The organism is Aeromonas sp. OTU364 (genome assembly GCF_038440395.1).
Classification (GTDB): domain Bacteria; phylum Pseudomonadota; class Gammaproteobacteria; order Enterobacterales; family Aeromonadaceae; genus Aeromonas.
This window is the reverse complement of record NZ_JASATR010000036.1, coordinates 1-3,065: the sequence shown is the minus strand read 5'-3', so window position 1 is coordinate 3,065 and position 3,065 is coordinate 1. Positions and strand designations below refer to the sequence as shown.

The window sequence follows — 3,065 nt, the reverse complement described above, 5'->3', positions numbered from 1 at the left end:
TGCTCTTTAACAATCTGGAAAGCTGATTTAAAAAGTAGTTCTCAAACATTTGTTACAAGTGCTTTGGAAACTTCTTGGCGAAAACCAAAATTTATTTTGGTCCTTGTTGTACGACAACAAGTCGCGTCGTTTCGACGACACTTCTTGGGGTTGTATGGTTAAGTGACTAAGCGTACATGGTGGATGCCTTGGCAGTCAGAGGCGATGAAGGACGTACTAACCTGCGATAAGCTGTGAGAAGTCGGTAAGAGACGCTATTACTCACAGATTTCCGAATGGGGAAACCCACTTAGCATAAGCTAGGTATCGTTGCATGAATACATAGTGCAACGAGGCGAACCGGGAGAACTGAAACATCTAAGTACCCCGAGGAAAAGAAATCAACCGAGATTCCCTCAGTAGCGGCGAGCGAACGGGGATTAGCCCTTAAGCATCTTGGAAGTTAGTGGAACGGTCCTGGAAAGGCCGGCGATACAGGGTGATAGCCCCGTACACGAAAACAACCTTGATGTGAAATCGAGTAGGGCGGGACACGTGACATCCTGTCTGAATATGGGGGGACCATCCTCCAAGGCTAAATACTCCTGACTGACCGATAGTGAACCAGTACCGTGAGGGAAAGGCGAAAAGAACCCCTGTGAGGGGAGTGAAATAGAACCTGAAACCGTGTACGTACAAGCAGTGGGAGCCCTTCGGGGTGACTGCGTACCTTTTGTATAATGGGTCAGCGACTTACATTTTGTAGCGAGGTTAACCGTATAGGGGAGCCGTAGGGAAACCGAGTCTTAACTGGGCGTCTAGTTGCAAGGTGTAGACCCGAAACCGGGTGATCTAGCCATGGGCAGGTTGAAGGTTGAGTAACATCAACTGGAGGACCGAACCCACTAACGTTGCAAAGTTAGGGGATGACCTGTGGCTGGGGGTGAAAGGCCAATCAAACTCGGAGATAGCTGGTTCTCCCCGAAAGCTATTTAGGTAGCGCCTCGGACGAATACTACTGGGGGTAGAGCACTGTTTGGGCTAGGGGGTCATCCCGACTTACCAACCCCATGCAAACTCCGAATACCAGTAAGTAATATCCGGGAGACACACGGCGGGTGCTAACGTCCGTCGTGAAGAGGGAAACAACCCAGACCGCCGGCTAAGGTCCCAAAGTTCTGGTTAAGTGGGAAACGATGTGGGAAGGCTCAGACAGCTAGGATGTTGGCTTAGAAGCAGCCATCATTTAAAGAAAGCGTAATAGCTCACTAGTCGAGTCGGCCTGCGCGGAAGATGTAACGGGGCTCAAACCAGGCACCGAAGCCGCGGATTCACACTTATGTGTGAGTGGTAGGGGAGCGTTCTGTAAGTCTGCGAAGGTGTGTCGAGAGGCATGCTGGAGATATCAGAAGTGCGAATGCTGACGTAAGTAACGATAAAGGGGGTGAAAAGCCTCCTCGCCGGAAGACCAAGGGTTCCTGTCCAACGTTAATCGGGGCAGGGTGAGTCGACCCCTAAGGTGAGGCCGAAAGGCGTAATCGATGGGAAGCAGGTTAATATTCCTGCACGACTTGTAATTGCGATGGGGGGACGGAGAAGGCTAGGTGGGCCAGGCGACGGTTGTCCTGGTGAAAGTGCGTAGGTGGTGTTTCTAGGCAAATCCGGAGACACAACACTGAGACACGAGACGAACGCACTACGGTGCGGAAGCCATTGATGCCCTGCTTCCAGGAAAAGCCTCTAAGCTTCAGATTACAAGTCATCGTACCCCAAACCGACACAGGTGGTCGGGTAGAGAATACCAAGGCGCTTGAGAGAACTCGGGTGAAGGAACTAGGCAAAATAGAACCGTAACTTCGGGAGAAGGTTCGCTCTTGACAGTGAAGTCCCTTGCGGATGGAGCAGTTGGGAGTCGCAGTGACCAGATGGCTGGGACTGTTTATCAAAAACACAGCACTCTGCAAACACGAAAGTGGACGTATAGGGTGTGACACCTGCCCGGTGCCGGAAGGTTAATTGATGGGGTTAGCGCAAGCGAAGCTCTTGATCGAAGCCCCGGTAAACGGCGGCCGTAACTATAACGGTCCTAAGGTAGCGAAATTCCTTGTCGGGTAAGTTCCGACCTGCACGAATGGTGTAACCATGGCCATGCTGTCTCCACCCGAGACTCAGTGAAATCGAATTCGCCGTGAAGATGCGGTGTACCCGCGGCTAGACGGAAAGACCCCGTGAACCTTTACTACAGCTTGGCACTGAACATTGAACCTACATGTGTAGGATAGGTGGGAGGCTTTGAAGGCGTGACGCCAGTTGCGCTGGAGCCGTCCTTGAAATACCACCCTTGTATGTTTGATGTTCTAACGCAGGGCCCTGAATCGGGCTCGCGGACAGTGCCTGGTGGGTAGTTTGACTGGGGCGGTCTCCTCCCAAAGAGTAACGGAGGAGCACGAAGGTTGGCTAATCCTGGTCGGACATCAGGAGGTTAGTGCAATGGCATAAGCCAGCTTAACTGCGAGACGGACAGGTCGAGCAGGTACGAAAGTAGGTCATAGTGATCCGGTGGTTCTGAATGGAAGGGCCATCGCTCAACGGATAAAAGGTACTCCGGGGATAACAGGCTGATACCGCCCAAGAGTTCATATCGACGGCGGTGTTTGGCACCTCGATGTCGGCTCATCACATCCTGGGGCTGAAGTCGGTCCCAAGGGTATGGCTGTTCGCCATTTAAAGTGGTACGCGAGCTGGGTTCAGAACGTCGTGAGACAGTTCGGTCCCTATCTGCCGTGGGCGTTGGATGATTGAAGGGAGTTGCTCCTAGTACGAGAGGACCGGAGTGAACGAACCTCTGGTGTTCGGGTTGTCACGCCAGTGGCACTGCCCGGTAGCTAAGTTCGGAATCGATAACCGCTGAAAGCATCTAAGCGGGAAGCGAGCCCTGAGATGAGTCATCCCTGACCCCTTGAGGGTCCTAAAGGGCCGTTGGAGACCACAACGTTGATAGGTGGGGTGTGTAAGCGCGGCGACGTGTTGAGCTAACCCATACTAATTACCCGTGAGGCTTAACCATACAACACCCAAGAAGTGTT

General features: G+C 52.4%; 1 rRNA gene. It reads left to right on the top strand.

The features are described 5' to 3' along the window. The first annotated feature begins 156 nt into the window (after window positions 1–156). Window positions 157–3,046: ribosomal RNA gene (locus AAHB08_RS21070) — 23S ribosomal RNA — on the top strand. Window positions 3,047–3,065: the final 19 nt, after the last annotated feature.